We start from the raw sequence: 26,150 nt of genomic DNA on the forward strand, positions 1-26,150 counted from the left end.
CCGGAAACAGTGACGACAGCGTTCGCCCCCCAGCCGGAACCGGTGACGACGGCATTCGAACCGCGGCCGGAACCAGTGACGACGACGTTCGCCCCCCAGCCGGAAACAGTGACGACAGCGTTCGCCCCCCAGCCGGAACCGGTGACGACGGCATTCGAACCGCGGCCGGAACCAGTGACGACGACGTTCGCCCCCCCAGCCGGAACCAGTGGCGGTTGCGGGGTTCGTGCCGCGGCCGGAAGCGGCGGCGGTGGCGGCGATCGGCGCCCAGCCGGGAGCCATGACGGCTGCGTTCGCACCGCGACCGGAAGGCATGGCGGTGGCGGCGTTCGCGCCCCGGCCTGAAGCGGCCGTGCCCGCGGGGTGTCCCGGCATCGGCTCCCCCGTCGGCACGAAGTCCTTCGCCGCCGGCACTCCGGCGGGCACGGATTCCCTCGCTCCCGCGGCGGCCGGTGGCCGGGCCGCGCAGGCCGTGGCCTTCGCCCGGGCGCAGATCGGACGTCCGTGTGTCTGGGGCGCCACCGGGCCCGACTCGTACGACTACGCCGGCCTCACCCAGGCCGCGTGGAAGGCCGCCGGGGTGTCCCTGCCGCGTTCGGCGCAGGAGCAGGCCCTCGCGGGCACCCCGGTCGCGCTCACCGGCATCCGCGGCGGCGACCTCGTCTTCTTCTTCGACAACGACAGCCACGTCGGCATCTACGTCGGCGACGGCATGATGGTGCACGCACCGGGGCCGGGCTCGGCCGTCCGCGAGGAGTCCGTCTACGGCGCCGGCGAGTCGGCGATCCACCGGGTGGTACGGCCGGCATGATCCCCCTGAGCAGCCGCTCCCGGGCCCCGCACGGCGGGGCATAAGGCCGGTTTATGAGGTCATAGGGCGGACCCGCGTACTAACTTAGGTCTGCCTTAGTTTAGGCTTCCCGTTCGAGTCGCCCATTGTCGCTCGAAGGGAACCTGATCATGCCGCGCCCCCTGCGGGTAGCCATCGTCGGAGCCGGCCCCGCCGGGATCTACGCCGCCGACGCCCTGCTCAAATCCGAGGTGGCGGCCGAACCCGGCGTCTCCGTCGACCTGTTCGAACGGATGCCCGCACCCTTCGGCCTGATCCGGTACGGCGTCGCTCCCGACCATCCCCGCATCAAGGGCATCGTCACGGCCCTGCACCAGGTGCTCGACAAGCCGCAGATCCGGCTGTTCGGGAACGTCGACTACCCGCGCGACGTGAGCCTCGACGACCTGCGCGCGTTCTACGACGCCGTGATCTTCTCGACCGGCGCGATGGCCGACCGCGATCTGCGTATCCCGGGCATCGACCTGGCCGGCTCGTACGGGGCCGCCGACTTCGTCTCCTGGTACGACGGCCACCCGGACGTGCCGCGCACCTGGCCCCTGGAGGCCGAGAAGGTGGCCGTGCTCGGCGTCGGCAACGTCGCGCTCGACGTGGCCCGCGTCCTCGCCAAGACGGCGGACGAACTGCTGCCGACGGAGATCCCGCCGAACGTGTACGACGGTCTGAAGGCCAACAGGGCCCGGGAGATCCACGTCTTCGGGCGCCGTGGCCCGGCCCAGGCGAAGTTCAGCCCGATGGAGCTGCGCGAGCTGGACCACTCCCCGAACATCGAGGTCATCGTCGACCCCGAGGACATCGACTACGACGCGGGCTCGATCGAGACCCGGCGCGGCAACAAGCAGGCCGACATGGTCGCCAAGACGCTGGAGAACTGGGCGATCCGCGACGTCGGCGACCGGCCGCACAAGCTGTTCCTGCACTTCTTCGAGTCGCCCGCGGAAATCCTCGGCGCGGACGGCAAGGTCGTCGGCCTGCGCACCGAGCGCACCGCCCTCGACGGCACCGGCAACGTCAAGGGCACCGGAACCTTCAAGGACTGGGACGTCACCGCGGTCTACCGGGCCGTCGGCTATCTGTCCGAGAAGCTGCCCAAGCTGCCGTGGGACCTGGATTCGGGCACCGTCCCGGACGAGGGCGGCCGGGTCATCGAGGAGAGCGGTGCGCACCTGCAGTCCACGTATGTCACCGGCTGGATCCGGCGCGGTCCGGTCGGTCTGATCGGCCACACCAAGGGCGACGCGAACGAGACGGTCTCCAACCTCCTGGACGATCACGCGAACGGCCGTCTGCACACGCCGGAGTCGCCTGCGCCGCAGGCCGTGGACGCGTTCCTCGCCGACCGGAACATCCGTTTCACCACCTGGGACGGCTGGTACCGCCTGGACGCCGCCGAAAAGGCGCGGGGCGAGAGCGAGGGCCGCGAGCGCGTGAAGATCGTCGAGCGCGAGGACATGCTCCGCGAGAGCGGGGCGTAAGGCGACGAAAGGCGATGAACACGGTCGTGGGCCCGGCGCGCGGTGACAGCGCGCCGGGCCCATGGGCGCGCGCCGCGGTCCGGTGGGGCGCCACCCTTGGGTCGCGCCGTTCCCGGGTGGCCGCTTCCGGGACCGGATCGTCCGGGAGCGGCAGCCGGGAGCGGTCGGCCCCGCCGTACAGGTCGCGGCCGTCGAGCCAGTACAGGGTCGGGTCCTCGGCCGCTCGCGGGGTCACGAGCCGGGCCGGCTCGTCGCGGGCGACCTTCTGGGCCGGCCTGCCGCCGGCCCGCTCCGCCGGATCGCCCGCGGCCCGGAACCACGGCTTGACCTCGCGCAGCGAGAACGGGGTCCGCCCCTGAGCGGATGGGCGGGCGGGCCCCGTTCGGCGCCCCATTGTCGTGGCCCGCGCCGGCTCAGCGGCATGAGTGAACCGGGGCCGTGAGCGGTGCGCCGCGCACACCCCGGGTGCGCCGGGCACACCCAGGTGCGCCGTGGACACCGCATGTGCGCCGGGCACTCCGAGGTGCGCCGGGGTGCTCGCACGTGCGCGCGGGCCGGGGCGGAACCGGCGCCGCGCGGCCCGCAGGCCCGACCCGGCCGCCGGGCCGCGTTCCCCAGCGGTGATACTGGAAGGCGCACGCCGCCTCCACCGCAGATGGGCCCATGTCGAACTCCGCCAGTGACCGCTCCCCGATCCCCGGCACGGTGTGGCAGGCCCGCGGCCGCCATGCCGGCACCTCCTCGGAGGACGTCCTGCGCCGCACCCTGCGTCGGCACAAGGACGGCAGGATTCTCGACGACTTCGCCGAACCCCCCGTGCCGCAGGACACCGCAGGGCGGGTCTTCGAAGCACGCTGGCGGGTCGACGGCGCGGTGCCGGTGCGGGCCCGGCTGACGCTCCCGCCGCCGCGGGACCGGGCGGACGGGCGCGCGTGGCTGCTCGTCGCGGAGGCGGAACGGCCGTGGGAGGACAACTGGCCGTCGCCCGCGACCATGTTCTGGCCCGACGAGGACGACGTCCCCTGGGACCACCACCATGCCGTCGCCGGGCTGCGCCTGCGCGACATCAACCCGCTCCCCGAGGACGACAAGGCCATGCGGCGGGTCTTCCGCGACGCCGCCCGCGGGTCCTGGTCCGTCCACCTGGTCGTGCACGAGGCCATGACCCCGGACGAGCGGGGCAGGCTGCCGCTGGCCCGGCTGCTGCCGCCGGGGCTGCGCCACCGCGTCCTGGAGCACCGGGCGGCGCCGCACCAACTGCGCGCCGTCAACTGGGCGCTGCGCGACCAGGGCGTGGAGGTGCCACGCGGCGGGGCCGTCCTGCTGCCGCCGCAGCCGGCCCCGGACGGGTACGACGCCACGGAGTACGCCGTGCGCAGCGTCTTCCTCGACGGCTCGGAACCCGCCGAACTCCTCGATGCGCTGCGGCGTTTCACGGCCCTGCCGAAGCCCGCGCCCGAGGGCGCCGCGGAGGCGCTGGCCGACCTGCGCGACAACTGGACGCTGCTCACCCTGGAGGAGGAACTGGCCCGTGAGCGCGGGCTGGTGGCGATGTACGCCGAGGCGCTGGAGGCGATGACCAGGTCCCGGGACCTGTACCGGGAGGCGGCGGAGAAGGCCCATGAGGCACTGGCCGCCTACCGCGACGCGCCCGCCCCGCCCGCCGAGCGGCCCGCGCCGCCCGCAGCGTCCGCGGCGTCGCCGATGCGGCAGTTCACACGGACGTTCGCCCGGCTGACGGGCGGCGCCAAGGGGTCGCGTACCCGGGGCGGGGACGACTCCGACGGGGTGAAGGGCCCCTCCTGATCCGGGGCGAAGCGGTACGGCGGCGCCGGAGGGGGAAGGCGAAGGAGTGGCCGGGCAAGGGCAGATGACGGACAGGAGCCTTCATGGACACGACGACGACCGTGCTTCTGGTCGCCGCGGTGCTCGCGGCCGCCGTCCTCGGTGTGGCCCTCGTCCTGCTGGTCCGGCTGGTCCGCGCCCGGCAGACGCTGCGGCGGGCCGGGCTGCCCACGGGGCCGCGCTGGATCTTCTGGGGCGCCGTCCTCTACCTGGTGCTGCCGGCCGACCTGCTGCCCGACCCGGTGTACCTCGACGACATCGGCGTGCTGCTGCTCGCGCTGCGCAGTCTGCGCGGCGGCCCGACCCTGCCGCCGGACGGCACGAAGCCCTGATTCCCTGCCCGCCCCGCCGAAGACGGCCGGCGTCGGCCCGTGCCCACCCTGCCGCCCCACCGGGTCGCCTCAGAGGGGCGGCGGGTCCCGGCCTCCCCTGGTCGCGCCGGGCCTGTCGGGCCGCCGGTGCCCTGCCGCGAACCGCCCACCGGCGCCCCACGGGGTCCCTTCCCGGGCGGATCTTCCCGGTTGCCCCGGCCGTGGGTGCGGCCGGGGTGACGTCACTCACACGGCGGGCTTGAGCGGGACGGAGAGCAAGCCAACGGGCGGCGCGCACGGCAGGAACGGCCCGCACGCCGGCGCCGGCGCCGACCGCCCCGCGCGCGCCGGAGCACGGCGCGCCCGCCCTTCCGCGGGCGCTCCGCCCGGCCGGGCATCACAGGGTGGTCACCGTGTGTGAGCCCGAGTGTGCCGGATCGCCGGGCGTCGGCACGTGTGACGCCTCTCGCCTCACAGGGCCGGGCAGTGTAGACATGGCACATGGACCGCCCGCCCGGCCAGTCCCGTACTCGGCCGCCCCGTCCGCCCGGGGAGACCCACGCACCCCCGGCGGCGGGGGTGCAGGCCGTGGCCGGTCCGCGACGCACCGGCCGCGGGCGGCTGCGGTCGGCGCTGGGCGGGCGCAGCGTCGCCGCGCAGGTCTTCGTTTTCCAGGTGGTGATCGTGCTGCTGCTGGTCGTGTCGGCCGTGGTGGCACAGGTGCTCCAGGTGCGGCACGACAGCACCGTGGAGGCCCGCAGCCGCTCACTCTCCGTCGCCGAGACGTTCGCCAACGCGCCGGGCACGGTCGAAGGGCTGCGCAGCCCGGATCCGACCGCCGCCCTGCAGCCCAGGGCGGAGGCCGCCCGCAGGGCGACCGGCGTGGACTTCATCGTCGTGATGAACACCGACGGGGTCCGCTACACGCACCCCGAGCCGGGCCGCATCGGCAAGAAGTTCGTCGGGAACATCGGCCCGGCGCTGGCCGGAGGCACCGTCACCGAGGAGATCGAGGGAACCCTCGGCCCGCTGGTGCAGGCCGTGGTGCCCGTGAAGGCGCCCGACGGCCGTGTGGTGGGCCTGGTGTCGTCCGGCATCACCACCGCGCACGTGGGTGTCGTCGCCGACCAGCAGCTGCCGCTGCTCCTGGCCTCGGCCGCCGCCGCGCTCGCCCTGGCCACCGCGGGCACGGCGCTGGTGAGCCGCCGGCTGCTGCGGCAGACCAGGGGACTCGGCCCGCACGAGATGACACGGATGTACGAGCACCACGACGCGGTGCTGCACGCGGTCCGCGAGGGTGTGCTCATCGTCGGCGGCGACGGCCGGCTGCTGCTGGCCAACGACGAGGCGCAGCGCCTGCTCGGCCTGCCGCCGGACGCCGAGCGCCGGCACGTCCTGGACCTGGGCCTGGACGCGGACACCGCCGGTCTGATCGCCTCGGGCCGCGCCGCCACCGACGAGGTGCACCTCGTCAAGGACCGGCTGCTGGCGATCAACCAGCGGCCCACGCATCTGCGGGGCGGCCCGCCGGGCAGCGTCACCACGCTGCGCGACTCCACGGAGCTGCGCGCCCTGTCCGGCCGGGCGGAGACGGCCCGCGAACGCCTCGACATGCTGTACGACGCCGGGGTGGGTGTCGGCACCAGCCTGGACGTGACCCGCACCGCCGAGGAGCTGACGGAGGTGGCCGTCCCCCGCTTCGCCGACTTCGTCTCCGTGGACCTGTACAAAGCTGTCCTCGGCGGGGAGGAGCCGCAGCCCGGCGCCGCGCTGTGCCGCGTCGCCTGCAACGGCCTCGGCAAGGACGCCCCGCTCTACCAGGTGGGCGAGCGGATCCGTTTTGTGCCGTCCGCGCCGCAGGGCCGCAGCCTCGCGACCGGCCGTGCCGTGGTCGAACCGGTGCTGAGCGAGGCGCCCGGCTGGCACGCGCAGGACATGGAGCGGACCGCCCGGGTGATGGAGTACGGCATCCACTCGCTGGTCACGGTGCCGCTGCGGGCGGGCAGCCTGCTCCTGGGCCTGGCCAACTTCTGGCGGTCGAAGCGGCCCGAGCCGTTCGACCAGGAGGATCTGGCCCTGGCCGAGGAACTGGTCGCCCGGGCCGCGGTGTCCATCGACAACGCGCGCCGCTACACCCGCGAACACAGCATGGCGGTGACGCTCCAGCGCAGCCTGCTGCCGCGCAGCCTGCCCGAGCAGGGCGCGCTGGAGCTCGCCTACCGCTATCTGCCGGCGCAGTCCGGGGTGGGCGGTGACTGGTTCGACGTGCTGCCGCTGTCCGGTGCCCGGGTGGCGCTGGTCGTCGGCGACGTGGTCGGGCACGGGCTGCACGCCGCGGCCACGATGGGCCGGCTGCGCACGGCGGTGCACAACTTCGCCGCGCTGGATCTGCCGCCCGACGAACTCCTCGGTCTGCTGGACGAGTTGGTGGGCCGCATCGACCAGGACGAGACGCCGGCCGAACCCGGCGCGGCGGTCACCGGCGCGACCTGCCTGTACGCGATCTACGATCCGGTCTCCCGGCGCTGCACCCTCGCCCGGGCCGGCCATCCGCCGGCCGCGCTGGTCAGGCCCGACGGCACCGTCGAGTTCCCGGACGTGCCGGCCGGGCCGCCGCTCGGCCTCGGCGGTCTGCCCTTCGAGACGGCCGATCTGGACCTGCCCGAGGGCAGCCGGCTGGTGCTGTACACCGATGGGCTCGTGGAGGACCGGGCCCGGGACATCGACGTGGGTCTCGGCCTGCTGCGGACCGCGCTGGAACGGGCCGGCGACTCGCCCGAGGACACCTGCCGGGCCGTCCTCGACCGGCTGCCGGCCCGCCCGCACGACGACGTCGCCCTGATCGTCGCGCGCACCCGGGCGCTCGGCCCGGACCGGGTGGCCGACTGGCGGGTGCCGTCCGATCCGGCCGCCGTCTCGGACGTACGGGCCGCCGTGACCCGGCAGTTGGCCGCGTGGGGCATCGAGGAGATGACATTCACCACGGAGCTGATCCTCAGCGAGTTGGTCACCAACGCGATCCGCTACGGCCGCGCCCCTGTCGGTGTGCGGCTGCTCCGCGACCGGTCCCTGATCTGCGAGGTCTCCGACAGCAGCACGACCTCGCCGCACCTGCGGTACGCGGCGAGCACGGACGAGGGCGGACGCGGCCTGTTCCTCGTCGCCCGGATCGCCGACCGCTGGGGCACCCGGTACACGCCGTCCGGAAAGGTCATCTGGGCGGAGCAGTCCCTGCCCGCGGCGCCGTGAGGCTCCCGGTCAGCCGAGGGCGCGGTCCAGGTTGTACGCGGCACTGATCAGCGAGAAGTGGGTGAACGCCTGCGGGAAGTTGCCCTGCTGCTCACCGGTGCGGCCGATCTCCTCCGCGTACAGGCCCAGGTGGTTGGCGTAGGTGAGCATCTTCTCGAACGCCAGCCGGGCCTCCTCCAGCCGCCCGGCGCGCACCATCGCCTCGACGTACCAGAACGAGCAGATCGAGAAGGTGCCCTCGTCGCCGCGCAGTCCGTCGGGGCTGGCCTGCGGGTCGTAGCGGTAGACGAGCGAGTCGGAGACCAGGTCCTCGGTCAGGGCGTCCAGGGTGGACAGCCACTTCGGGTCGGTGGGCGCGATGAACTTGGCCAGCGGCATCATCAGCAGGGAGGCGTCGAGTACGTCGCCGTCCTCGTACTGGACGAAGGCATGGCGCGCCGCCGACCAGCCGTGGTCCATGATCCGCCGGTAGATCGAGTCGCGGCTCTGCCGCCAGCGCGGCAGGTCGGCGGGCAGTCCGCGCCGGTTGGCGAGGCGGATGGCGCGTTCGATGGCCACCCAGCACATCAGCCGCGAGTACAGGAAGTTCTTGCGGCCGCCCCGGGTCTCCCACACCCCCTCGTCCGGCTGGTCCCAGTTGTCGCAGACCCAGTCCACCAGATGGCACACGTCGTCCCACTGGTCGCTGGGGATGGGCTGGGCCCACTTGTCGTAGAGGTAGACCGAGTCGATGAGGGCGCCGTAGATGTCGAGCTGGAGCTGGTCGGCGGCGGCGTTGCCGACCCGGACCGGAGCGGAGCCCTGGTGGCCCTCCAGGTGCGGCAGCTCGCGTTCGGGCAGGTCGGCGCGGCCGTCGATGCCGTACATGATCTGCAGCGGCCCGGAGGCACCGCCGTCGCCGACGCTGATGTGGGTGGTCAGGAACCGCATGAACCCCTCGGCCTCGCTGCTGAAGCCCAGCCGCAGCAGCGCGTAGACGCAGAAGGCCGCGTCGCGCACCCAGACGTAGCGGTAGTCCCAGTTGCGTTCGCCGCCGACCTGCTCGGGGAGGCTGGTGGTGGGAGCGGCGACGATGGCGCCGGTCGGCGCGTAGGTGAGCAGTTTCAGGGTGAGCGCCGACCGGTGCACCATCTCGCGCCAGCGTCCGCGGTAGCGGGACTGGTGCAGCCAGCGGCGCCAGTAGGCGACCGTGGCGGCGAACTCGTGCTCGGCCTCCAGCTGGGCGCAGCCGCGGGGGGCCACGGCGTCGCCGACCCGGTCGAGGGCGAACACCGCGGTCTCGCCCTCGGCGAGCTTGAAGTCGGCCCGGACGTCCACGCCGTCGCTCTCCAGCGCCACGGTGGAGGTGAGCCACAGGGACAGCTCCGGGGACTCGAACAGGGCGCTGCCGTTCCGCATGATCACGGCGTGCGGGTCGGCGCCGTAGTTGAAGCGCGGGGCCACCCGGGCCCGGAAGGGGACGGCTCCGCGGACGCACACGACGCGGCGGATCAGGCGGTGCCGGTCGCCTTCGGCGGAGCCGGCGGGTTCCCCGGTCACCGGCATGAAGTCCTGGACCTCGCCCACGCCGTCCTCGGTGAAGAAGCGGGTGATCAGCACGTTGGTGTCGGGGAAGTAGAACTGCTTGGTCCGGGCCGGTACGGCGGCCGCCAACTCGAAGGCTCCGCCGCGCTCGGCGTCCAGGATCGCCGCGAAGACGCTGGGGGCGTCGAAGGACGGGCAGCAGTACCAGTCGATCGTGCCGTTGCTGCCGACCAGGGCCACGGTCTGCAGATCGCCGACCAGTCCGTGCTCGGCGATCGGCAGATAGCGGGGGTTGCCGGGTTCGTCCCGGCGGAACGGCGTCTCGGACATCACGGCAGCCTCCCGGCCAACGGGCGTACGGACTGCTACCAGCTTAAAAGCGAAGCGACCACACGCGCGCCGACCGGGCGGGGGCACGTCCACGGCCCACGCGCCCACGAGCACGCATACGCCGCCCGGCCGGGGGACGCGTCCCCGAGCCAGGCGGCGAGCGCGGGGCGCGGCGAGACGGAGGCGGACGATACGCGAGGCGAGCGGCGGACGGGACGGGACGTCCGCGGGCCAGGCGGGACGTCCGCGGGCCAGGCGAGGCGGGGCGTCCGCGGGCCAGGCGGCGAGCGCGGGGCGCGGCGAGACGGAGGCGGACGATACACGAGGCGAGCGGCGGACGGGACGGGACGTCCGCGGGCCAGGCGGGACGTCCGCGGGCCAGGCGAGGCGGGGCGTCCGCGGGCCAGGCGAGGCGGGGCGTCCGCGGGCCAGGCGGCGAGCGCGGGGTGGGGCGCGGCGGCACGCGGCGAGACGGGGGCGGGCGTGTTCGCGGGGCGGGCGGCGGGCGGCACGTCCGCGAGCCGGGTGGCGGGCGGGGCGGGGCTTCCGCGGGCCGGGTGGCGGGCGGGGCGGGGCTTCCGCGGGCCGGGCGGGTGGGGTGGGGATGGGCTTCCGGGATGCAGGGCGGGGCTTGGCGGTGAATTGTGAGAGAGTGCCACGGTCTCGCGGCACGGGTACCGATGCGGCCACACGGACCCGAGGAGGAGACATCATGTCGACGTCAGAACCCGAAACATCCAAGTCGTCCGGCGACCGCTGCACCCCGGACGCCCTGCTCCACTCCGCCCCCGGCTCCGGCATCGGCCCGGAGGACCTGGTCCTTGCCGCCGGCAGAGACATCACTCCGGCCACCCTCGAATGGGCCCGCCGCAAACTGGCCGCGGAGGGCCCGGCCGCCATCGAGAAACTGCTGCCGTAGCACACGGTCACCTCTTGCGCCGGCGATAAGGCGACGGTGGTCCGACCGGTCGCGCAACCGCCGAACCGCCTGGCCCACGCTCGACCGACCACCACGACCCACCGCCGGCCTCCCAGGCCCCGGACCGCCCGCGAAAACCCCGGCAGGGTCTCCGGGATCCGGCGGCCGCAGAAACACACGTCCACCACGCAACCGCGCCCACCGAACGACACGGCCCGCGGAAGCCCGGACGGCTCGGGGTCGCGGTGGACCACGGCCCGCGGCTCGCGGCTCGCCGGAAGCCCGGGCGGCTCGGGGCCCCGTGGACCTCGGGCCGCCGGCGCCGGCGCGGGGCCCGCCGCCCGCCCGCCCGCCGCCGCACACGACGACGTCCCCCACTCCGGAGACCCGCGGCATCCAGGAGTCCGCGTCGCCGCCGGCCCCTGCCGGGCGTGATCACCCCGCCCGGGGGCACGGTGCACGGTTGGGGACCCCGTTCCGGGATGACGCCGGCGGCCACGCCAGACGGCATGCCCGCGTGAGCCCGTGCTCTCGCCGGGGCGATCCGGCCCGCTGTGATTGTTTTCGGTGTGGTCTTTCGGTGGGGGCTCGGGGGTGTCAGACTCCGGTGGGTGCCCGACTTCGACTTCGACATGCTCGTCATCGGATCCGGACCCGGTGGCCAGAAGGCCGCCATCGCCGCGGCCAAGCTGGGCCGCCGGGTCGCCGTCGTCGACCGCCCCGACATGGTCGGCGGGGCCTCCATCCACACCGGCACCATTCCCTCCAAGACGCTCCGCGAGGCGGTGCTGTACCTGACCGGCCTCACCCAGCGGGATCTGTACGGGCAGAGCTACCGGCTGAAGGAGGACATCACGGTCGCGGACCTGACCGCGCGCACCGAGCACGTGGTCGGCCGCGAAGTCGACGTCATCCGCAGCCAGTTGTCCCGCAACCACGTCTCCCTGTTCGCCGGCACGGGCCGCTTCCTCGACCCGCACACCGTCGCGCTGCGCGAAGTCACCGGACACGAACGCCTGTTGAGCGCCGAGCACATCGTGATCGCCACCGGTACCCGCCCGGCCAGACCGGACAGCGTCGAGTTCGACGGACGCACGATCATGGACTCGGACAATGTGCTGTCCCTGGAACGGGTGCCGCGGTCCATGGTGATCGTCGGCGCCGGGGTCATCGGCATGGAGTACGCCAGCATGTTCGCAGCGCTGGGCAGCAAGGTGACGGTCGTCGAACGGCGCCCGGGCATGCTGGACATGTGCGACGTCGAGGTCGTCGAGTCGCTCAAGTACCATCTGCGGGACCTCGCCGTCACCTTCCGGTTCGGGGAGAGTGTCGCCGCCGTGGAACGCCATCCCCGTGGCACCCTGACGGTCCTGGAGAGCGGCAAGAAGATCCCCGCGGACACGGTGATGTACTCCGCGGGCCGGCAGGGCCTCACCGACGAACTCGACCTGGACAAGGCGGGCCTGACCGCCGACCGGCGCGGCCGGATCGCGGTGGACGAGCACTACCGCACCGCGGTGCCGCACATCTACGCCGTGGGTGACGTCATCGGCTTCCCCGCGCTCGCCGCGACCTCGATGGAGCAGGGCCGGGCGGCGGCCTACCACGCCTGCGGTGAGCCGGTCGGGCGCATGCACCGGCTGCAGCCGATCGGCATCTACACCATCCCGGAGATCAGCTTCGTCGGCCGCACCGAGGACCAACTCACCGAGGACCGGGTGCCGTTCGAGGTCGGCTTGGCCCGTTACCGGGAGCTGGCCCGGGGGCAGATCATCGGCGACTCGCACGGCATGCTCAAGCTGCTGGTCTCCGCCGAGGACCGCACGCTGCTCGGTGTGCACTGCTTCGGCACGGGCGCCACCGAGCTGATCCACATCGGGCAGTCGGTGATGGGCTGCGGCGGAACGGTCGACTATCTCGTCGACGCGGTCTTCAACTACCCGACGCTCGCCGAGTCGTACAAGGTCGCCGCCCTCGACGCCACCAACAAGCTGCGGCAGATCGACCGGCTGGCCGACTGACCGGCCGCGAAGGGCGTTCGCGCAGGCAGGAGTTGGGGGAACGGCGATCCAGGACATTACCCGCCGGTCGATCCTGATGTGCCGAGGGGCACCGCTATCATCACACGCACACTCGGTGTAACCGTACGCCGACGCAGGGCTGAACGGTGCCCACCGCCTTCTTTCCTCCCCAGGGCCCGCCCGCGACCTCGAGGCCATCCCTCTTCGGGTCCGTGACGGGTCCACACCCCCCACTTCGTACGCCCTCGGGCCGGGCCGCCCGGGCGCCGTGCACGACCGGAAAGCAGCGCCATCATGAGCAACAGCAGGGGCAGAGGGCTGCAGGCCAATGCCCTCGGTACGTTCGACACCGTCGTCATGGCCGTCGCGGGCAGCGCTCCGGCCTACTCGCTGGCCGCCACCACCGCCGTCCTGGTCGGCGCGGTGGGCCTGGCCAGCCCGGCGGCGCTGCTGTACTGCGCGATCCCGATGCTGGGCATCGCGCTGGCTTTCGCGCAGCTCGGCCGGATCGATGTGAACGCGGGCGCCAGCTACTCATGGGTGGGCCGCACGCTGCATCCGTGTCTGGGCTTCGTCAGCGGCTGGGCGCTGGTGGTCTCGGCGACCATCTTCATGGTGGCCGGATCGCTGCCCGCCGGTTCGATGACGCTCGCGCTGTTCGATGAGGGGCTGGCCGAGGACACCGCGCTCGCCACGGCGGTGGGCGCGGGCTGGTTCCTGCTCATGCTCGGCATCGTGCTGGGCGGCGCCCGGATCACCGTACGGGCGCAACTGCTGGTGTCCGGAGCCGAGTTGTGCCTGCTGACGCTGTTCGCGGTGCTGGCCGTCCTGCACACCGGCAACGCCCGCCCGTTCGACTGGTCCTGGCTGGGCTTCGGTCAGTTCGACGGGACGTCCGGGTTCGCCTCGGGCGCGCTGATCGCCGCCTTCTACTACTGGGGCTGGGACGTCGCGAGCAATCTGAGCGAGGAGACCCGCAACAGCCGTCGTACGACCGGACTGGCGGGCCTGATCGGACTGGGCGTGGTGTTCCTGCTGTTCGAGGCGTTCACGATCGCCGCGAACGTCATCCTCTCCTCGGGTCAGATCGCCCGGAACTCGGCCAATGTGCTGGCCGTGCTCGGTGAGGAGATCTGGCCCGGCTGGGGCGGCAAGCTGCTGATCGTCTCGGTGATGCTGTCCACCGTCGCCACGCTGGAGACGACGCTCATCCAGGTGACACGCTCGCTGTTCGCGATGGGCCGGGACCGCACGATGCCGTCCGTGCTGGGCCGGGTGCACCGCACCTGGAACACGCCCTGGGTGGCGATCACCGCGGTCGGCGTGGTGGCGCTGGCGATGCTCGTCGCCGCCAACGCCCTCGGTTCGGTCGGGGAGATCCTCTCCGACGCGATCTCGGCGATCGGCCTGCAGATCGCCGTGTACTACGGACTGGCCGGGCTCGCGGCGGTCGTCGCCTACCGCAAGCTGCTGTTCACCTCGCCGGCCCGGTTCGTCCTCGGCGGTCTGTGGCCGTTGTTCGGCTCGCTGTTCATGTTCTGGGTCTTCGTCGAGTCACTGGGCGAACTCAGCGGCGCCGCCGTGGCGATCGGCATCGGCGGTCTGGCCGTCGGGCTGGTGCCGATGCTCTGGTACTGGCACCGGGGCAGCGACTACTACCGGCCGGCCAGGCTGGACGCCACGCGCACCGTCGAGGCCGGGTACGTCCTCGACGACCGCGCGGTCGCGCGGTCCCGTGTCCACGAGGGCCTGCCCACCGACTTCTGAGGGGGCCGGTCCGATGGTGCGGGAACGTTTCACGCCCGACTTCGACCCCGACTGCGGGGACGCGCTGCTCACCTCCACCCGCCACGACATCGTGATCGGCCGCTGGCAGGGGCTGCGTGATCTGCTGCGGGCCACCGGCGCCGACTGGCTCTCGCGCGGGCACCGGGTGCGGCTGCTGGCACAGGCGTGCGCGGGCAGTACGACGGTGGAGACGTGGCTGGCCGCGGAGCCGCACAGCGCCGACGCGCTGGTGCTGCGCGCGGCGACCGAGACGGTACGGGCCTTCACGCTGGCCATCGCGGCGGGCCGGGGTGTGCCGATCGACCGGGAACGGATCGACACCGCCGTGCTGGCCTGCCTGCGGGCCGCCGAGGCATGGCCCGAGGACCCGACGCCGTGGGTCTCGCTGATCTCGGTGGCCCGGCTCTATCCGACGGGGGTACGACGGCGGGAACTGGCCCGCTGGTGGGACGAGTTGCACCGGCGCGACCGCTACAGCGTGGAGGGCCACCTCCAGGTGCTGCACTACTATTCGGCGCGCTGGCACGGCAGCCATGGCCTGATGTACGACTTCGCCCGGGACGCGGCGGGGGTCGCGCCGCCCGGCTGCGCGCTGCCGGTGCTGGTGCAGTACGCCCGGGTCGAGGAGTTCCGGTACGCCCTGGACGGCGCGAGTGGGGTGCACGGGGCGGTGGGCCCGGGCCAGCACTGGAGCCACGACGGCGCGGTCAGCGATGTGCGCCGCACCTGGCTGCGGTGGCTCGCGGGCCGGGGCGAGGCCGCCGTCGCCCCGGCGGAACTGCGCGACCTGAACCACCTCGCGCATGCGGCCTGCCACGCGGGTACCACGGACATCGCCTCGGCCACGCTGCGCATCATGGGCCGGCGCGCCACCCGCGTCCCGTGGTCGTACACGGGCGACCCGGAGAAGCAGCTCCTGCGCCGGCGCGGCGACCTGGGCCTGCGAGGATGACGCACGGCGCCCCAAAGGGGCGCGGGAAGCCGTGCGACAGACCGCGGGAACGCGGAACGCCCGTCGATCGTCTACAGTTTCGTAGACCGTCTACACTCATGTAGTCGAATGAAGGGGCGCGCGACGATGCTCACTGCTGCACACCTGTCGTCGCAGCTCGCTGTCAACGTGCTGGATGCCCACTCGCTGCTGGCCGCCTTCGGCGTGCTGGGCGTCGGCGTGGTGCTCTTCGCCGAGACGGGGCTGCTGATCGGTTTCTTCCTGCCCGGCGACTCGCTGCTGTTCACGGCGGGCCTGCTGTGCACCGGCACCGCCGACCGGGGGCTGCGGCTGTCCCTGGCGCCGCTGCTGGTCGCCGCCGCGGTGGGGGCGCTGGCCGGCTCGCAGTGCGGGTATCTGCTCGGCCGCAACGCGGGCCGCGCCCTGCTCGCGCGCAGCCGCTCGGCGCGGCTGCACGAGGGTGCGCGGCGCGCCGAGGAACTGCTCGACCGCTACGGGCACGCGAAGGCGATCGTCCTCGCCCGGTTCGTACCCGTGGTGCGCACGGTGCTCAATCCGATGGCCGGGGCACTCGGCGTGCCCGCCCGGACGTTCACGGTGTGGCAGGTGATCGGCGGACTGGTGTGGAGCGTCGGTCTGACCCTCGCCGGGTATGCGCTGGGCTCCTCCGTGCCGAACATCGACCGCTATCTGCTGCCGGTGATCGCGGTGATCGTGGTGGTGTCCCTGCTCCCACTCGTCGCCGAGGTGCTGCGTTCCCGCAGGGCGGCGAAGGAGGCCCGATGATCCTTGCGTTCTCGCCCGTGGCGCTCGACGGGGAGTCCTACACGGACGTCGTGGCGCTGGCGCACCGCTCACCCGGCTGGGTCGACGGCGCGGTGACGGCCTGGTCGGCCTACGGCCTGGCCCTCTTCGCGGTGCTGATGACCATCGGCTGGTGGCGCTCGCGCCGCTCGGGTGCGGGGGCTGCGATGACGGCCCTGGCCGTTCCGCTGGTGGTGCTCGCGGCGTTCGGCGTGGACACCGCTCTGAAGGCGCTGGTGCGGGAGAGCCGGCCGTGCCGGAGCCTGCGGGTCAGCACGCTGGAGGCGTGTCCGGCGCCGGGCGACTGGTCGTTCCCGAGCAATCACGCGGCGATCGCGGCCGCCGCGGCGGTGGCCCTGTGCTTCGTCTCGCGCCGGCTGGGGGCCGTCGCCGCCCTGGCCGCGGGCGCCATGGCGGTCTCCCGGGTGTGGATCGGCGTCCACTATCCGCACGACGTGCTCGCGGGCGTCGTGCTCGGCGGGCTCGTCGCGTTCGTGGCGATGACGGTGCTGCGGCGCTTGCCGAGCGGGCTCGCCCTGCGGCTGTCGGCGACCCGGTTGCGCCCGCTCCTGGTGTCATGAACCGCAAGGGCGTCGCCGGGCTCGCGGGCGGCATCGCACTCGGCGCCTGGACCGCCTTCGGGGTGCTGGCCGCGGTCGTGGCCGGCGGTCACGGCGCCCCGCTGTTCCCGGACGAGGCCCTGCTGCACTGGTCCCTCGGCCACCGTCCGGCCGTGGCGCTGGCCGTGGCCCGCGGGCTGACCGCCACCGGCACGGGGGTGCTGCCGTACGCCCTGGTGGTGGCCGCGCTGGTCGTGGGGCGCACCGCGCGGCAGCGGCTTGCCGCCGTGCTGCTGGGCGCGGCCTGCCTCGGCGCGGGACAGGCCGTGCGCTACGGCGTCATGGAACTGGTCGCACGGGCCCGCCCGCCCCGGCCCGACTGGCAGACACACGCCTCGGGCTGGGCCTTCCCCTCGGGCCACAGCACCACGGCGGCCCTCACCGCCGGGCTGGTGATCCTCGCGGTCGGTGTGCGCGCCCCGCGCGGCAGAACGCCCCTGTGCCTGGCCGTCGGCTGCTGGGGCGTGCTGGTGGGGCTGACCCGGGTCCATCTCGGCGTGCACTGGTTCACCGATGTGCTCGGCGGCTGGCTGTTCGCCGTCGGCTGGCTCGGCGTCTGCCTGTACGCGGCGGCCCGGTGGCTGCCCGCACGGCTCGTCACCGGCCCGGCGAGCACGACCGGCGCGAACGGCACGACCGGCGCGAGGAACGCGACGAACTCGATGAACGCGACGAAGGTGACGAGCGAGGAAGATGCGCCCCAAGATCCTGGTCGTCGAGGACGATCACGCCCTGCGTGACGTCCTGCGCCGCGGCCTGCGCGACGAGGACTTCGACACGGTGCCCGCCCCGGACGGGGCGACGGCCCTGCGGCTGGCGACGCCCGACGTGGCCGCCGCGGTGCTGGACGTCGCACTGCCCGACGCCGACGGCCGGGACGTGTGCCAGGCGCTGCGCGCGGGCGGGTTCCTGGCGCCGGTGATCTTCCTGACGGCGCGGCGCGGTCTGACGGACCGGCTGTCGGGGTTCTCCGCCGGCGGTGACGACTATCTCCCCAAGCCCTTCCACCTGACCGAACTCGCCGCCCGGCTGCGCGCCGCGCTCAGGCGCGCCGCGCCGCCGGCCGCGGCCCCGCCGTCCGTCGCCGCGGCCGGCGGCCTGGTCCTCGACCCCGTCCGGCACAGCGCCACCGTGGAGGGCGGCCGGATCGCCCTCACCCCGACGGAGTTCCGGCTGCTCGCGGCGCTCACCGCGGCGGGCGGGGAGATCGTGCGCCGCCGCGAACTGGTCCGGGCCGGCTGGCCGGAGGGCGCGCAGGTCAGCGACAACACCCTGGACCAGTATCTGACCCGGCTGCGGCGCAAGCTGCGCGCCGCGGGCAGCGGGATGACGGTCGGCACCGCGCGCGGCGTCGGCCACCGGCTGACATGAGGACGTCCTCGCGGTGGGCGCCGCGGACCCTGCGCGGCCGGCTGTCGCTGATCGCGCTGACGACGGCCGCGCTGCTGATGGCGGTCCTCACCGTGGCCTTCAACACCGTGGCCGGGCAGCGCCTCCAGCGCGAGGCGGACGACGAACTGCGCACCCGGGCGGCGGCCGTCGCCACCACCGTCGACACCCGCGGCGGTTCGGTACGGGTCCTGGAGAGCGCGGACGACACCCTCCTGGACACGAACGTGTGGATCTACGCAGGCCCCCGGCTGCTGGAACGCCCGCCGTCCACGGCCCGTGCCGACGCCCTCACCGGGGCGGTCGACGCACTCGTCCGCGCGGGCCGGGGCTGCGGCACCGTCGAGGGCCGCGATCCGGTCCGGCTGTGCGCCGAGCCGGTCTCCGGTGGCGCTGCGGGCGCCGCCACCGTCGTCACGGCCCTGGACCTGTCGCCGTACCGCAACTCGGCGAAGACGCTGCTGCTGGGCTCGTTCGCCCTCGACGTCGCGATGCTCGCCTGCACCTACGGGCTGACCCGGCTCGCGGTCGGCCGGGCACTGCGGCCCGTGCGCACCATGACGGACCAGGCCGCCCAGTGGAGCGCCACGGCCTCCGACGAGCGTTTCGGCTCGGCCGGGCGCCCGGCCGAACTCGCCGGTCTCGGCGCCTCGTTGGACGCCCTGCTCGACCGCATCCGGGCGGTGCTGCGGCACGAGCGGCAACTCACCGCGGAACTGTCGCACGAACTGCGCACGCCGCTCAGCCGGATCGTCGCCGAACTCGACTGGTGGCACGCCCGCCCGCGGTCGGGCGCCGAGACCCGGGCCACCCACGAAGTGATCGCCGAGGCGGCCCGGTCGATGGGCACCATCTACGACACCCTGCTGGACGAGGCCCGCGACGGCCTCGGACCGGCCCCCGGCACGAGTGACGTGCTGCCCGCGCTGCGTCGTCTCGTCGCCGCCGTGGAGGCACCCGACGCGGTGCGCATCGCGGTGACCGGGCCGGAGCCGCTGCGTGCCGGGGTGCGGGCCGCACTCCTGGAGCGGATCGTCGGCCCGCTCGTCGCGAACGCGCTGCGCTACGCCCGTACGGAGGTCACGATCGCCGCCCGCGCGACGGCGGACGGCGTACGCGTCGATGTCACGGACGACGGTCCTGGCGTACCGGAGTGGTTCGCGGGCCGGCTCTTCCAGCCGGGCCGGCGGGCCGACCCCGGTGACGGGCACGGCGGGGCGGGCCTGGGGCTGCCGCTGGCGCGACGCCTGGCCCGCTCCGCCGGCGGTGAGGTCTCCTACGAGCCCGGGAGCGTCACGGGGGCGCGCTTCCGGGTGACGCTGCCCGCCGGGTAGGGACCCGCTCCGGGCGCCGCCGCCCGCCGGGCGGGCACCTCACTCACCCGGATGCGGGGACGGCCCGCTCCTCGGTGACGTCCTTGCGGGTCACGGTGAGATAGGTGACCAGGCCGAGGATGACCGCGAGGAAGAGCCCGCTGGTCACCACGGTGCCCAGCCCCAGGCCGCCGTCGCCGCCCGGCTGCGAGAGGTAGTCGCCGACCGAGGCGCCGAGCGGGCGGGTGAGGACGTAGGCGATCCAGAAGCCCAGCACGGCGTCGAGGCCGAGCGCGAAGTGGGCGACGCCGACCGCCGCGATGGCGAGGGCGAACAGCACGGCGGACAGCCAGTAGCCGAGGGCCATGCGCTCGGCGACCAGGTCGCCGGCCGCCGTGCCGAGGGCGAAGGTGAACAGCACGGCCAGCCAGTAGAAGGTCTCGCGGGCGCCGGTGTCGATGCTGTGGATCGACAGCGTCCGCTCGCGGCGGTACCAGACGCCGAAGACGACGGCGAGGGCGAGAGCGAACACCGTGGTGCTGGCCTCCAGCGGCACGCCCATGTTGTCGGTGAGGTTGTCGCTGATGAGGGTGCCGACGACGCTGATCAGGGCGACGGCCGTCCAGTACACCGCGGCCCGGTAGGCCCGCATGCGGAACTGCACGACGAGGACGACCGCGAGCAGCGCGCTCATCAGCAGCGACACACCGGTCAGGCCGAGGCCCGCCTTCTCGTTGAGCAGATCCGCCGCGGTCTCGCCGACGGTGGTGCACAGCACCTTGATCACCCAGAAGTAGACGGTGATTTCGGGCACCTTGTTCCAGCGCGACGGGCGGCCGGGCGCCACGGTCGCGGCCACGGGGGTCCGGGAGGTCTGTGAGGTCATGAGGCCCGACGGTGCCATCGGAAACCTGAACGCATCCTGACCGCCCACCGCCGCTCCCCGCGCAACGGCGCCGGCTCTACGCTGACGGTCATGCGCACACCCGCGGCAACACCGGACCCCCGCCCCTTCCGCGTTCTGCTCGTCGAGGACGACGACACGTTCGGCCGTCGGCTGGAGAGCGGGCTGCGCGGCAACGGCTATGCGCCGACCTGGCGCCGCACCGGGGCTGATGCGCTGGCCGAGGCCGAACGGGCGTCGTACGACGCGCTGTTGCTGGACCTGGGGCTGCCGGACACCGACGGCCTCGACGTGGTCCGCAGGATGCGGGACCGGTTCCCCCGTCTGCGGATCGTCGTGTTCACCTCCCGCGAGGACGGCGCCGACGTGGTCACCGGGCGGGAGGCGGGCGCCGACGACCATCTGGCGAAACCGTTCGGCCTCGACGCGCTCCTGAGCCGGCTGCGGGTGCATCTGCGCCCCCGGTACTCGGCGGCCCCGCTGAGCGATCCGGTCCGCCTCGGCGACCTCGTGATCGAAGCGGCGGCCCGGCGCTGCACCCTGGACGGTGCCGAAGTCCCGCTGCCGCCCGAGGAGTTCGCCGTGCTCATCGTGCTCGCCCGGTATGCGGACACGGCCGTGACCGGGCAACACCTGGCGGCCAGGGCACGGGTGGAGGACCCCTCAGGACCGGGGGCGGCGCTCGACGTCACCGTGGCGAGCCTGAGCCGCCGCCTGGCCGACGCGGCCAGGACCGCGCCGCGTCCGGTGCGGCTGCCCCGGATCTCCACCGTGCGCGGGCGCGCCTACCGGCTGGAGACGGACCTGTTCTAGGGGCCCGCGACCACCCGTGCGCCGCGGGCCGGTCAGGGGGTGGTGCCGGGGCCGTCCGGGCGGCTGCGGCGCTGTTCCACCATCGCGTGGCTGAGCGCCTCCGTCTCGGTCTCGGACAGCCGCTCGAAGCCGTCCTCGGTGATGACGGAGACCCGGGGGAAGATCCGCCGGTTGATGTCGGGACCGCCGGTCGCCGAGTCGTCGTCCGCCGCGTCGTACAGCGCCTGGAGGGCCGCGAGTGCGGCGTCACGGCGGGGCATGCCGGGCCGGAACAGCTTCTTCAACGCGCCGCGCGCATACGGGGAACCGGAGCCCTCCGCGTGGAAGTCGGACTTCTCGTAGCGGCCGCCTGCGACGTCGAAGCTGAAGATGCGGCCCCGCCGCCCCTCGGGCGCCGCCGGATCGTATCCGGCGAGCAGGGGGACGACCGCGAGGCCCTGCATGGCCTGGCCGAGGTTCTGCCGGATCAGGCCGGCCAGCCGGGTCGCCTTGGCGTTGAGGGTCATGGGGGTGCCCTCTATCTTCTCGAAGTGCGCCAGCTCGACCTGATAGAGCTTCACCATGTCCAGCGCAAGCCCGACCGTGCCGGCGAACGCGACCGCCGCGTGGTCGTCCGCGGGGTGCACCTTCTCCAGGTCGCGCTGGGCGATCAGGTTGCCCATGGTGGCCCGGCGGTCGCCGGCGATCAGTACGCCGTCGCGGTAGGCGAGGGCGAGGACCGTGGTGCCGTGCGGGAACCGGTCGTCCGCGGCCCGTACGCCGTCCGGGAAGGGGCGGCGCGTCGGCAGCAGTTCGGGCCGGTGCGCGGCCAGGAACTCCGTGAAGGACGCGCTGCCGGGTGTGAAGAACTCCTCCCCGAGCCGCCCGCCGGTGTCGTCTCCCACCATGGCATTCCCCCCTAGTCCGTCGTCGTTCTGCGTCGTTCTGCGTCGTTCTGTGTGGTACGGCCTCGTCCGGTGCGGCAGGCGCCGGCATCCGACTCCTACCTGGCGCGGGCCCGCGGGAAACGCCGGGCCGCTCACAGCGCGTTGCGCCGCATCAGCACCCCGAGCACCAGCAGGCCCGGAACCAGGGGCAGCCATACCGTCAGCAGACGGTAGCCGAGCACGGCGGAGGCCGCCGCGGCGCCCGGGGCCCCGTTGACGGTGAGCGCGAAGGCGAGCGCGGCGTCCAGGGAGCCGATGCCGCCCGGGGTGGGCAGCAGGGCGGCGGCGCTGCTGGCGGCGAGGTACAGCAGGGCCACCCGGAGGGGGGACAGCGGCAGTTCGACGGCCTGGGTGACGGAGATCAGCACCAGGGAGTGCAGCGCGGCGAAGGCCAGCGAGCCGCCCCACAGGGCGGCGGCGCGGGGCGGGTTCGCGTGCACGGCGCGGATGTCCGCGAGCACCGCGCCGACGGCACGCCGGCAGCGGGGCCACAGCCGGGTGCGCGGCAGCACCGCCAGGAGGGCGACCGCGGCGAGCAGGGCACCGAAGACGACCGGGGGGACGCGCGGCAGGCGCAGCAGTCCCGGGCAGGCCGCGGCGAGCACCGCGATCAGCGCGCCGCGGGCGGCGGCGCCCGCGGTGGCCTTGACCGCGAGGGCGCTCGCCGCGCGGCCCGCCGGGAGCCCGCAGCGCATCAGGAAGCGGAGGTTGACGGCACCCGCGCCGAGCCCGGCGGGCAGCACGTGGTTGGCGGCGGAGGCGGCGAACTGCGCGGCCACCAGCCGGCCGCCGGGCAGCCGGCACGGCACCGCGCCCTGCTGGGCGAGTGCCGCGGACGCCCAGGTGGCGACCGCCGCGGTGGCACCCACCAGCAGCCAGCCCTGGTCGGCGACGGCCAGGCGCACGGCGCCCGTCTCCACGGTGGGCCAGTGCCGCAGGGCCAGCCAGCCGGCGACGACGAGGACGGCGAGGCAGCAGCCGGTGTGCCAGTACGCGCGCCGCCGGCCGGCCGCGGTGACGAGGTCCGCGGGGGCCGTCATGAGCCGGCCGCCGGTGTGACGTGGTAGATGCGCAGTCCGCCGAAGGCCGTGGACGGCCAGGAGCGGGCGTACGCGGGTGGCCGGCCGTCCGCCGTCACGAGCGTGGCCACGGGGGTGTGGCGCGCTGCCTGTTCGATGCCCGCCCGGGTGGTGTTGGCGTTGTGGCCCGAGGTCGCGGCCGAGGAGCAGCCGGCGTAGAAGGCGATCGGGATGGCGTCCTGTCCGGTGAGCAGGCAGGGCGGCCGGACGCCCAGACGGTGCAGTTCGGCCGCGGTGCGCGCCCAGTCGCGGTGGGCGGCCGTGGTGCGCGCGACGGTGTGTTCCAGCACGGCGATCTGCACCGTGAGGTGTGCGACGAGCCCGGCCGTGACCAGGCCGACGGCGGCCGTACGCCGGGCCCGGCCGGTCGCGGTCACCAGGTGGACGAGCGCGCCGGCCACCGGGATGGCGAGCAGGGCGTAGGCGGGCAGCAGGAAGCGGGGCGCCGCGTATCCGATCAGGAACAGGTAGGGGAAGGCGGCGGTGGCCGCGCAGACCGAGGGCAGCAGGGTGCCGGCGGTGCGCCGGGCTCGTACGGCGACGGCCAGGCCGTACAGGGCGAGCAGGGGCAGCACGAACCACCACACCGTGACCAGCGGATGCGGCATCGCCCCGGTGCACGGCCGGCACAGTGCACGGCCGCCGAGGCTGCGCAGCTGGTCGGCGACGGCGAGGTGCCAGCCTAGGCCGCCCTGGATGTCCGAGCCGTCGGACAGCCGCCGTGCGAGACCGCCGTAGCTCACGTACGCCTCGACGACCCATTCGACGGCGCCGGCCGCGAGACCGGCCAGAAGGGCGGCGAGCGGGCGCCAGTGGCGGCGGTACAGGGCGGCGGCGAGCAGCGGCAGGGTGGTCCAGACCGCGTCGGTGGGCCGCATCCAGGCCATCAGCGCCGCGCTCACGGCCAGGCCCCACAGCGCGGCGCGGTCGGCCCGGTCGGCGCGGGCGCGCAGGAAGCAGGCCACGGCGGCGAGCGCGCCGACCGCGACCCAGTAGTTGGGCATGGCCTGCGGGCCGTAGAAGAGGGTCACCCACAGGGAGGCGAACAGGGCTCCCGCCAGGGCCAGGACACGCACCGGGAACAGGCCCCGCCAGGCGCGCAGTGCCAGGAACAGGGCGAGCCCGGAGAGCACCGCGAGATAGCCGCGCAGCAGCGGCGTGGACGAGGACCAACTGGTCACCGGCGCGACGAGCAGGGAGATGCCGCGGGCGCGGGGCGCGCTGAAGAAGGCGGCGGGGGCGTGCCCGCTGACCTGGCTGACGTACACGGTCTCGTCCCAGCCGAGGCCCATCGCGGGCCGTACGAGGACGAGTTGCGCGAGGGTGAAGGCGGCGGCCACGGCGGCCAGCGGGCGGTCCGCGCGCAACGCGCGGGTGGCGCCGGATCGGGGGCGCCGTCCGTCGCGGCGTGCCCCGGTGAGTGTGACGTTCGCGCTGCCGGCCATCATCCACCCCTCCAGCCCTACAGTGTGTAGGGTTCCCGACACCCTACAGGCTGTAGTGCCTAGGGTGGGAGCCGAGGATAAACACGAGCAAAATAACCCTCCTCACCCGGTCGTGCGGCGCAGCTACGGCCATAAGTAGGACGGCCCTACGCGCTGTAAGGTTGGGGGCATGGCTGGCACGGATTCCCGCGGCAGGGCGGAACGGCGCAGCGCCGGGGAGTTGGAGAGCGAGGTGCTGGCCGCGCTCTGGGCGACCGAACGGCCGCTGACCCCCGCCGAGGTCCAGGCGGACATCGACGGCGGACTCGCCTACAACACGGTGCACACCATCCTGAAACGGCTGTACGACAAGGGGCTTGTGCTGCGGGACGCCGACGGGCGGCGCGGCGCGTACCGGCCGGCGAAGAACGCGGCCGAGCTGACCGCCGAGGCCATGCATGAGGCCCTGGACCGGGGCCCGGACCCGATCGCCGCCCTCCAGCAGTTCGTGACCGGGCTGAGCGCCGAGGAGGAGCGGGCCCTGCGGGACCTGCTGGGCGGGGGCGGCGCATGAGGGTGGACGTGTACACACCGCTGCTGCTGTCGCTGCTGCTGCCCGCCGTCAGCCCGGTGATCGGCCGCCGGATGGCCCCGGCGCTGGCCGCCCGCGTGCTCACCGCCGCGGCCGTGCTCACCGCGGCGGCCACCGCCTGGTCCCTGGTGCTGCTCGCCACCGCGCTGGTCGGCAGCGCGCCCCCGGTGGTCGCCGAGGCCCGCGAGGACGGGCACCGGCTGGCCGACCCGGTGCCCGAGGCGATCGGCGTCGCGGCGTGCGCTGCGCTGGCCGTCGTCGCCTGGCGGGTGCACCGCGCGGTGCGGGCCGAACGCGCCACCCGGCGGGCCCTGCGGCGCCTCGCCCAGGGGCATCCCGCGGACACCGAGCTGATCGTCGCCGCCTCCCCCGTGCCGCTGGCGTTCGCCATCCCGGGCCGTCCGGGGCGGATCCTGGTGACCTCCGCCATGCTGGGCGCGCTCGAGCCGGCCGAGCGGCGGGTGCTGCTCGCCCATGAGCGGGCCCATCTCGCCCACCGGCACGGGGCGTTGGTGACGGCGGTGACGCTGGCCGCCGCTGCCGATCCGCTGCTCGCTCCGACCCGCCGGGCCGTGGCGTTCCTGGTGGAGCGCTGGGCCGACGAGCAGGCCGCGGGAGCGGTCGGGGACCGCGGGACCGCCGCGCGCGCCCTGGCCCGGGCCGCGCTCTGCGCCGGCCGAGCCCGGCCGGTGTGTGCGCTCGGCTTCGCGGAGCGGGCCGTCGTCCGTCGGGTCGCCGCCCTGCAGACGGCACCGCCCCCACGCCTGTGGTCCGCCGCACTCGCCGTGCTCGCCCTCGCCATCCTCGCCCCCCTCTGCGCCGCCGACGCCACCAACGACCTCCTCACCCCACTGACCAGCGCCCTCCTCTGAACACCCGGCGCGGACGCGGGTGTGCGGGAGCGCCGGGCGGCCGGGCTGCCCGGCGCCCGCCGACGTCCGGCCCGGGGCCCGGCGCCCGCGAACGTCCGGTACAGCGCCCGGCGCCCGCCCTCGTTCGACCCGGCGCCCACCACACGCCGT

22 protein-coding genes are annotated in these 26,150 nt (G+C 74.3%); 17 read left to right on the forward strand and 5 right to left on the reverse strand.

Annotated features, from left to right (window positions below):
* Positions 1-280 precede the first annotated feature (280 nt).
* The 5 genes from ACIRFL_RS22770 (at position 281) to ACIRFL_RS22790 (ending at position 7,730) form a co-directional block, all read left to right on the forward strand.
* On the forward strand, positions 281-811 hold the full coding sequence (locus tag ACIRFL_RS22770) for a C40 family peptidase (RefSeq protein WP_404031188.1): 531 nt from the start codon (positions 281-283) through the stop codon (positions 809-811).
* Positions 812-960: 149 nt separating this feature from the next.
* Entirely contained in the window at positions 961-2,325 is a 1,365-nt protein-coding gene (locus ACIRFL_RS22775) for an FAD-dependent oxidoreductase (protein WP_404031190.1), read from the forward strand.
* Between the two features lie 663 nt (positions 2,326-2,988).
* Positions 2,989-4,131, forward strand: coding sequence for a hypothetical protein (locus tag ACIRFL_RS22780; RefSeq protein WP_404031193.1), 1,143 nt, complete (start codon positions 2,989-2,991; stop codon positions 4,129-4,131).
* 83 nt (positions 4,132-4,214) lie between these two features.
* Positions 4,215-4,502, forward strand: coding sequence for a YkvA family protein (locus ACIRFL_RS22785; RefSeq protein ID WP_404031195.1), 288 nt, complete (start codon positions 4,215-4,217; stop codon positions 4,500-4,502).
* Positions 4,503-4,982: 480 nt separating this feature from the next.
* The gene (locus tag ACIRFL_RS22790) at positions 4,983-7,730 is read left to right on the forward strand and encodes a SpoIIE family protein phosphatase (protein ID WP_404031198.1); all 2,748 of its coding nucleotides are present in this window, start codon (positions 4,983-4,985) and stop codon (positions 7,728-7,730) included.
* Between the two features lie 9 nt (positions 7,731-7,739).
* Here the strand turns inward: ACIRFL_RS22790 and ACIRFL_RS22795 are convergent, their stop codons facing one another.
* The gene (locus tag ACIRFL_RS22795) at positions 7,740-9,584 is read right to left on the reverse strand and encodes a glycoside hydrolase family 15 protein (protein ID WP_404031201.1); all 1,845 of its coding nucleotides are present in this window, start codon (positions 9,582-9,584) and stop codon (positions 7,740-7,742) included.
* Between the two features lie 712 nt (positions 9,585-10,296).
* Here ACIRFL_RS22795 and ACIRFL_RS22800 point away from each other — a divergent pair.
* From ACIRFL_RS22800 to ACIRFL_RS22840, 9 genes are all read left to right on the forward strand, one after another.
* On the forward strand, positions 10,297-10,503 hold the full coding sequence (locus ACIRFL_RS22800) for a hypothetical protein (protein WP_404031204.1): 207 nt from the start codon (positions 10,297-10,299) through the stop codon (positions 10,501-10,503).
* Between the two features lie 632 nt (positions 10,504-11,135).
* Positions 11,136-12,524, forward strand: coding sequence for a Si-specific NAD(P)(+) transhydrogenase (gene sthA, locus ACIRFL_RS22805; RefSeq protein WP_404031301.1), 1,389 nt, complete (start codon positions 11,136-11,138; stop codon positions 12,522-12,524).
* 294 nt (positions 12,525-12,818) lie between these two features.
* On the forward strand, positions 12,819-14,291 hold the full coding sequence (locus tag ACIRFL_RS22810; protein ID WP_404031206.1) for an APC family permease: 1,473 nt from the start codon (positions 12,819-12,821) through the stop codon (positions 14,289-14,291).
* Positions 14,292-14,304: 13 nt separating this feature from the next.
* Positions 14,305-15,264 (forward strand): hypothetical protein, encoded by a 960-nt coding sequence (locus ACIRFL_RS22815; protein WP_404031209.1) that lies wholly within the window; start codon positions 14,305-14,307, stop codon positions 15,262-15,264.
* Between the two features lie 126 nt (positions 15,265-15,390).
* Positions 15,391-16,050, forward strand: coding sequence for a DedA family protein (locus tag ACIRFL_RS22820; protein ID WP_404031212.1), 660 nt, complete (start codon positions 15,391-15,393; stop codon positions 16,048-16,050).
* A complete protein-coding gene (locus ACIRFL_RS22825; protein ID WP_404031214.1) occupies positions 16,047-16,649 on the forward strand; it encodes a phosphatase PAP2 family protein in 603 nt (200 codons plus the stop codon). The genes ACIRFL_RS22820 and ACIRFL_RS22825 overlap by 4 nt, the downstream gene beginning before the upstream one ends.
* Positions 16,646-17,428, forward strand: coding sequence for a phosphatase PAP2 family protein (locus ACIRFL_RS22830; protein ID WP_404031217.1), 783 nt, complete (start codon positions 16,646-16,648; stop codon positions 17,426-17,428). Before ACIRFL_RS22825 ends, ACIRFL_RS22830 begins: the two co-directional genes overlap by 4 nt.
* A complete protein-coding gene (locus tag ACIRFL_RS22835; protein WP_404031220.1) occupies positions 17,382-18,059 on the forward strand; it encodes a response regulator transcription factor in 678 nt (225 codons plus the stop codon). Before ACIRFL_RS22830 ends, ACIRFL_RS22835 begins: the two co-directional genes overlap by 47 nt.
* Positions 18,056-19,411 carry a sensor histidine kinase gene (locus ACIRFL_RS22840; protein WP_404031222.1) on the forward strand — a complete coding sequence of 452 codons (1,356 nt, stop codon included), beginning with the start codon at positions 18,056-18,058 and terminating at the stop codon, positions 19,409-19,411. Before ACIRFL_RS22835 ends, ACIRFL_RS22840 begins: the two co-directional genes overlap by 4 nt.
* 43 nt (positions 19,412-19,454) lie before the next feature.
* Here ACIRFL_RS22840 and ACIRFL_RS22845 read toward each other — a convergent pair whose 3' ends face one another.
* Complete coding sequence (locus tag ACIRFL_RS22845) at positions 19,455-20,276, reverse strand: hypothetical protein (protein WP_404031225.1); 822 nt, start codon at positions 20,274-20,276, stop codon at positions 19,455-19,457.
* Between the two features lie 90 nt (positions 20,277-20,366).
* Here ACIRFL_RS22845 and ACIRFL_RS22850 point away from each other — a divergent pair, with 90 nt between their 5' ends.
* Entirely contained in the window at positions 20,367-21,107 is a 741-nt protein-coding gene (locus tag ACIRFL_RS22850) for a response regulator transcription factor (RefSeq protein WP_404031227.1), read from the forward strand.
* Positions 21,108-21,139: 32 nt separating this feature from the next.
* On the opposite strand, the gene prcB is transcribed toward ACIRFL_RS22850, so the two are convergent.
* From prcB to ACIRFL_RS22865, 3 genes are all read right to left on the reverse strand, one after another.
* Entirely contained in the window at positions 21,140-21,994 is an 855-nt protein-coding gene (gene prcB / locus ACIRFL_RS22855; protein WP_404031230.1) for a proteasome subunit beta, read from the reverse strand.
* A gap of 131 nt (positions 21,995-22,125) precedes the next feature.
* Entirely contained in the window at positions 22,126-23,073 is a 948-nt protein-coding gene (locus ACIRFL_RS22860) for a lysylphosphatidylglycerol synthase domain-containing protein (protein ID WP_404031232.1), read from the reverse strand.
* Positions 23,070-24,557, reverse strand: a complete 1,488-nt coding sequence (locus tag ACIRFL_RS22865) for a hypothetical protein (RefSeq protein ID WP_404031304.1) — start codon at positions 24,555-24,557, stop codon at positions 23,070-23,072. The genes ACIRFL_RS22860 and ACIRFL_RS22865 overlap by 4 nt, the downstream gene beginning before the upstream one ends.
* Positions 24,558-24,726: 169 nt before the next feature.
* Here ACIRFL_RS22865 and ACIRFL_RS22870 point away from each other — a divergent pair, with 169 nt between their 5' ends.
* Complete coding sequence (locus ACIRFL_RS22870) at positions 24,727-25,110, forward strand: BlaI/MecI/CopY family transcriptional regulator (RefSeq protein ID WP_388704898.1); 384 nt, start codon at positions 24,727-24,729, stop codon at positions 25,108-25,110.
* Complete coding sequence (locus tag ACIRFL_RS22875; protein ID WP_404031235.1) at positions 25,107-26,000, forward strand: M48 family metalloprotease; 894 nt, start codon at positions 25,107-25,109, stop codon at positions 25,998-26,000. The genes ACIRFL_RS22870 and ACIRFL_RS22875 overlap by 4 nt, the downstream gene beginning before the upstream one ends.
* Positions 26,001-26,150: the final 150 nt, after the last annotated feature.

This window comes from Streptomyces sp. NPDC102462, assembly GCF_044765425.1.
Taxonomy (GTDB): Bacteria; Actinomycetota; Actinomycetes; order Streptomycetales; family Streptomycetaceae; genus Streptomyces.

Coding starts and splice junctions, on each gene's coding strand:
- ACIRFL_RS22770 (WP_404031188.1), top strand. CDS start 281: ATGACGGCTGCGTTCGCACCGCGACCGGAAGGCATGGCGGTGGCGGCG.
- ACIRFL_RS22775 (WP_404031190.1), top strand. CDS start 961: ATGCCGCGCCCCCTGCGGGTAGCCATCGTCGGAGCCGGCCCCGCCGGG.
- ACIRFL_RS22780 (WP_404031193.1), top strand. CDS start 2,989: ATGTCGAACTCCGCCAGTGACCGCTCCCCGATCCCCGGCACGGTGTGG.
- ACIRFL_RS22785 (WP_404031195.1), top strand. CDS start 4,215: ATGGACACGACGACGACCGTGCTTCTGGTCGCCGCGGTGCTCGCGGCC.
- ACIRFL_RS22790 (WP_404031198.1), top strand. CDS start 4,983: ATGGACCGCCCGCCCGGCCAGTCCCGTACTCGGCCGCCCCGTCCGCCC.
- ACIRFL_RS22795 (WP_404031201.1), bottom strand. CDS start 9,584: ATGTCCGAGACGCCGTTCCGCCGGGACGAACCCGGCAACCCCCGCTAT.
- ACIRFL_RS22800 (WP_404031204.1), top strand. CDS start 10,297: ATGTCGACGTCAGAACCCGAAACATCCAAGTCGTCCGGCGACCGCTGC.
- sthA (WP_404031301.1), top strand. CDS start 11,136: ATGCTCGTCATCGGATCCGGACCCGGTGGCCAGAAGGCCGCCATCGCC.
- ACIRFL_RS22810 (WP_404031206.1), top strand. CDS start 12,819: ATGAGCAACAGCAGGGGCAGAGGGCTGCAGGCCAATGCCCTCGGTACG.
- ACIRFL_RS22815 (WP_404031209.1), top strand. CDS start 14,305: ATGGTGCGGGAACGTTTCACGCCCGACTTCGACCCCGACTGCGGGGAC.
- ACIRFL_RS22820 (WP_404031212.1), top strand. CDS start 15,391: ATGCTCACTGCTGCACACCTGTCGTCGCAGCTCGCTGTCAACGTGCTG.
- ACIRFL_RS22825 (WP_404031214.1), top strand. CDS start 16,047: ATGATCCTTGCGTTCTCGCCCGTGGCGCTCGACGGGGAGTCCTACACG.
- ACIRFL_RS22830 (WP_404031217.1), top strand. CDS start 16,646: ATGAACCGCAAGGGCGTCGCCGGGCTCGCGGGCGGCATCGCACTCGGC.
- ACIRFL_RS22835 (WP_404031220.1), top strand. CDS start 17,382: ATGCGCCCCAAGATCCTGGTCGTCGAGGACGATCACGCCCTGCGTGAC.
- ACIRFL_RS22840 (WP_404031222.1), top strand. CDS start 18,056: ATGAGGACGTCCTCGCGGTGGGCGCCGCGGACCCTGCGCGGCCGGCTG.
- ACIRFL_RS22845 (WP_404031225.1), bottom strand. CDS start 20,276: ATGACCTCACAGACCTCCCGGACCCCCGTGGCCGCGACCGTGGCGCCC.
- ACIRFL_RS22850 (WP_404031227.1), top strand. CDS start 20,367: ATGCGCACACCCGCGGCAACACCGGACCCCCGCCCCTTCCGCGTTCTG.
- prcB (WP_404031230.1), bottom strand. CDS start 21,994: ATGGTGGGAGACGACACCGGCGGGCGGCTCGGGGAGGAGTTCTTCACA.
- ACIRFL_RS22860 (WP_404031232.1), bottom strand. CDS start 23,073: ATGACGGCCCCCGCGGACCTCGTCACCGCGGCCGGCCGGCGGCGCGCG.
- ACIRFL_RS22865 (WP_404031304.1), bottom strand. CDS start 24,557: ATGGCCGGCAGCGCGAACGTCACACTCACCGGGGCACGCCGCGACGGA.
- ACIRFL_RS22870 (WP_388704898.1), top strand. CDS start 24,727: ATGGCTGGCACGGATTCCCGCGGCAGGGCGGAACGGCGCAGCGCCGGG.
- ACIRFL_RS22875 (WP_404031235.1), top strand. CDS start 25,107: ATGAGGGTGGACGTGTACACACCGCTGCTGCTGTCGCTGCTGCTGCCC.